Origin of the sequence: Streptomyces zhaozhouensis, assembly GCF_900230195.1 — a bacterium.
Taxonomy (GTDB): domain Bacteria; phylum Actinomycetota; class Actinomycetes; order Streptomycetales; family Streptomycetaceae; genus Streptomyces; species Streptomyces zhaozhouensis.
The window spans coordinates 1-4,961 of record NZ_OCNE01000044.1 but is presented as its reverse complement, the minus strand read 5'-3'; the positions used below and the strand labels follow the sequence as shown (position 1 = coordinate 4,961).

Here is a 4,961-nt window from a genome sequence, read left to right as displayed (position 1 = left end):
CGGGGAGCGTCAGGATGTGACGATCGCCGCTGTCAACGCGCAGCGGTCTGTGGTGATCTCGGGTGTGGAGGAGGCGGTTGTCGAGATCGCCGGGCGGGTCGAGGGCAAGTCCACCCGTCTGCGGGTCTCGCACGCTTTCCACTCTCCGTTGATGGATCCGATGTTGGGTGAGTTCCAGGCGGTGGCCGCGAAGATCTCCTTCCGCGCGCCGGGTATTCCGTTGGTGTCCACGGTGACGGGTGAGTTGGTCGGTCCGCAGGAGATGACCGAGGCGGGGTACTGGGCTGGTCAGGTCCGTGGCACGGTCCGCTTCGCCGACAGTGTCGCCACCTTGAGGGCGCAGGGCGTCACCACCCTGGTCGAGGTCGGGCCCAAGCCGGCCCTGACACCCCTGATCGGTGACGCCGTCCCGACCCAGCGCAAGGACAACGCCGAGACCGCCAATCTCCTACGAGCCCTTGGCACCCTCCACACCCAGGGCCGGACCGTGAAGTGGGAGGCCGCCTTCCCGGACGGCCTGAACCGTCGCGTCGACCTGCCCACCTACGCCTTCCAGCACCAGCGCTACTGGCTGGACGCCACCACCCCCTCCGGTGACCCCACCGGACTCGGGCAGCGCCCCGCCGACCACCCGTTGCTCGGTGCCGTGGTTCCCCTGCCCGAGACGGACGGACTGCTGCTGACCGGCAGGCTGTCGATCGCCACTCACCCGTGGCTCGCCGACCACGCCGTGCTGGACACCACCATCCTCCCGGGCACCGGCTTCGTCGAACTCGCCCTGCACGCCGGCTCCAAGGTCGACTGCCCCGTACTGGACGAGCTGGCCATCGAGGCTCCGCTCGTGCTGCCCGACACCGGAGGCATCGCGCTCCAGATCGTCGTGGACGGCCCGGACGGCACCGGCCGCCGGCCGGTGGTCATCCACTCCCGCGCCGACTTCGCGGCGGCCGACGAGGCCTGGGTGCGGCACGCCACGGGCGTGCTCGCCCCCGCAGCCACCGTCGACCACACCGACCTGCGCGTGTGGCCCCCGAAGAACGCGTCCCGCATGGACGTGACCGGCTTCTACGACCAACTCGCCGACCGGGGCTTCGGCTACGGCCCTGTCTTCCGCGGTCTGCGTGCCGCCTGGCGCCGAGGCGGCGAACTCTTCGCCGAGGTCGCGCTGCCCGACGAGGCCATCGGTGACGCTGCCTCGTACGGCCTTCACCCGGCTCTGCTGGACGCCGCCCTGCACGTCAGCATCCTGGACGAGCAGGACGAACAGGAAGGCCCCGGTATCCCGTTCGCCTGGAACGGAGTCTCCCTGCACACCCCCGGCGCCGCCGTGCTGCGGGTGCGCATCTCCCCGGACGGCCGTTCCATCTCCGTGGCGACCAGCGAGGGCGAGCCCGTCGCCGAGGTCGCCAGTATCGTCGCCCGCCCGGTCTCCGCCGAGCAGCTCGGCGGAGACACGGAACGCCCCGACCTCTACCGGGTCGCCTGGCTGCCCGCCCCCGGCCCCATCTCACCCGTCAACTCCTGGGCCGTGATCGGTGACGCCCGCCTCGCACCCGAGGGGGCCGAGGGGTCCGCCTACGCCGACATCGCCGACCTCGTCGCGGACATCGAAGCGGGCAAGGAGGTGCCCCGCCGCGTCCTGTTCGACGCCCGGGCCCTCGGCGCCAGGGACGACTCCGAGGACCGGAACGTGCCCGACGGCGTCCGCGCCGCCGCCGCCCCGGTGCTCGCCGCGCTCCAGGCGTGGCTGGCGGAGGAACACTTCCTCACGTCCCGCCTCTATGTGGTCACCAGTGGCGCCGTGGGCGCCGGCCTGGACGAGGAGAACACCCCGCAGGACGTGGCCGACCTCAGGCTGGCCCCCCTGCTGGGCCTGGTGCGCGCCGGCTCCGAGGAGACCCCCGGCCGCTTCGCGCTGCTCGACACGGACCCCGCCGACGGAATGGACGCCCCCGACCAGGCCCTCCTCGCCGAAGCCCTGGGCAGCGGCGAGGGGGAGATGGCGCTGCGCGGCAGTCAAATCCTGGTGCCCAGGCTGACCGTCACCCAGCCGAACACCCCCTCCCGCAAGGGCGGGACCAAGTCCCCGTGGAGTGCCACGGGCACCGTCCTCATCACCGGCGGTACCGGCGGGCTCGGCGGTCTGGTGGCCAAGCACCTGGTCACCCAGCACGGCGTGCGCCGCCTGCTGCTGACCAGCCGCAGCGGCCCCGCCGCCCCCGGCGTCGACGCACTCGTCGAGGAACTCACCAGCCACTCCGCGCACGTCGACGTCGTCGCCTGCGACGTCTCCGACCGCGACGCCCTGGCCGCCGTCCTCGACGCCATCCCCGACGAGCACCCCCTCACGGGCGTGGTCCACGCCGCCGGCATCGCCAGGGGCGGTCTCGTCACCACCCTGACGCCGGACTCCCTGGACCGCATCCTCCGGCCCAAGATGGACGCGGCCTGGCACCTGCACGAGCTGACCCGGGACATGGACCTGACGGCGTTCGTTATGTTCTCCTCGTCCGGCGGTCTCATCCTGGCGGCGGGCCAGGGCGACTACGCCGCCGCCAACGTCTTCCTGGACGCGCTCGCCCACCACCGTCGCGCCCAGGGCCTGGTCGCGACCTCGCTGGCCTACCCCACGTGGGACCCACCGGTGGGCCTGACGGCCGAGCTGACGGAGGTCGACCTCAACCGCATCAGGTCACTCGGCGTGCCGGCGCTGAAGCACGGGCAGGCGCTCGACCTGTTCGACAAGGCACTGACCACCGATCACGCCCTGCTGGCCCCGCTGATCCTGAACTCCGCCATCCTCTTCACGCGGCGACGTGGTTCCTGGATCGGCGGCGGTCTGGAAATGCCGCCGCTGCTGCGGCCGACGAACCGCGTCCAGCCCGACGCGAGGTCCGGCGACACGACGAACGCCGTGGGTGGCCTGACCGAACGCCTGGCCGGGCTCAGCGAGGCGGAGGCGCAGCACACCGTGCTCGACCTGGTCCGCAGCCACACCGCCTGGGTGCTCGGCCACGACTCGGCCGACCCGATCGACCCGGAGCGCCCCTTCCTGGAACTCGGGTACGACTCGCTGACCGCGCTGGAACTCCGCCAGCGGCTCAAGATCGTCAGTGGTCTCCCCCTCCCGACCACCGTCGTCTTCGACCACCCCAGTCCGCGCGCCCTGGCCGCCTATCTGCTCGGGGAGGTTCGTGGCGCGGAGACCGACGTCCCCGCCGCCGTGACCCGCGTCGCGACGGCCACGGAGACGGACGACCCGATCGTGGTGGTCGGCATGGCGTGCCGGTACCCGGGCGGGGTTGGCAGTCCGGAGGATCTGTGGCAGTTGGTGTCCGAGGGGCGTGACGGGGTCTCGGAGTTCCCCCGCGACCGTGGCTGGGGGGTGGAGCGGCTCTACGACCCGGAGCTGTCGCGCCCGGACACCAGCTACACCCGCGAGGGCGGCTTCCTCCACGACGCCGCGGAGTTCGACCCGGTGTTCTTCGGGATCAGCCCGCGCGAGGCGCTGACCCTGGACCCGCAGCAGCGGCTGCTGCTTGAGGTGTCCTGGGAGGCCCTGGAACGCTCCGGTATCGTGCCGGCCGCGTTGAAGGGGAGCCAGACCGGTGTCTTCGCCGGCCTCATGTACCACGACTACCTGACCGGCCGCAGCTCCGGCAGTGTCGTCGCCGGCCGGATCTCCTACACGCTGGGACTTGAGGGTCCCGCGATGGCGGTGGACACGGCGTGCTCGTCCTCGCTGGTCAGCCTGCACCTGGCCGCTCAGGCGCTGCGGAACGGTGAGTGCTCGCTGGCGCTGGCCGGCGGCGTGACCGTGATGTCCACCCCTGACAGCTTCATCGAGTTCAGCCGCCAGCGTGGGCTGTCACGCGACGGCCGGTGCCGCTCCTACGCCGCCGCTGCCGACGGCACCGGCTGGTCCGAGGGCGTCGGCATGCTGGTGCTGGAGCGCCTCTCGGACGCGCGGCGCAACGGGCACCAGGTGCTGGCTGTCGTGCGGGGCTCGGCGGTCAACCAGGACGGCGCCTCCAACGGCCTGACGGCCCCCAACGGCCCGTCGCAGCAGCGCGTCATCCGCGCCGCGCTGAACAGCGCTCAGCTCGCCCCGGCCGATGTGGACCTGGTCGAGGGCCACGGCACGGGCACCACCCTGGGTGACCCGATCGAGGCGCAGGCTTTGCTCACGACCTATGGTCAGGACCGGCCGGAGAACGGTGAGCCGCTGTGGCTGGGTTCGTTGAAGTCGAACATCGGTCACGCGCAGGCGGCCGCGGGTGTGGGTGGCGTCATCAAGATGGTGATGGCGATGCGCCACGGCGTGATGCCCAGGACGATCCACCTGGACGAGCCGTCGCCGCACGTGGACTGGTCGGCGGGAGCCGTCGAGCTGTTGGCCGAGGAGCGCCCCTGGGAGCGCAACGGCCGACCTCGCCGCGCGGGCGTGTCGTCCTTTGGTTTCAGTGGCACCAACGCGCATGTGATCGTGGAGGAGGCGCCTGAGGTTGAGGCGCCGGCCGAGATCCCTGAGTCTGGGGCGGGCTCTGGGTTGGTGGCGGTGCCGTGGGTGGTGTCGGCGAAGTCGGTTGAGGCGTTGCGGGCGCAGGCGGGCCGGTTGGTGTCGTTTGTGCGTGAGCGTCCGGGGTTGGAGCCGGTGGATGTCGGCTACTCCCTGGTGACCACGCGTGCGTCGTTCGAGCATCGGGCCGTGGTGGTCGGTGGTGACCGTGAGGAGCTGCTCAGCGGTCTGGAGGCCGTGGCTGCCGGGGACGATGGCGAGAGCGGTGGCGGCACGAGCGGCCGTGTGGCGTTTGTGTTCTCGGGTCAGGGTAGTCAGCGTCCGGGGATGGGGCGGGAGTTGTATGACTCCTTCCCGGTGTTCGCCCGGGCGTGGGATGAGGTTGTGGACCTGTTGGACGAGCAGCTTGAGCTGCCGTTGCGGGAGGTCGTCTGGCCCACCG

1 protein-coding gene is annotated in these 4,961 nt (G+C 71.7%); it reads left to right on the top strand.

What is annotated here, in order from left to right; genetic code table 11:
* Positions 1-16 precede the first annotated feature (16 nt).
* The coding region (locus CRP51_RS27810; protein ID WP_245880850.1) for a type I polyketide synthase at positions 17-4,961 on the top strand (4,945 nt) is incomplete at its 3' end.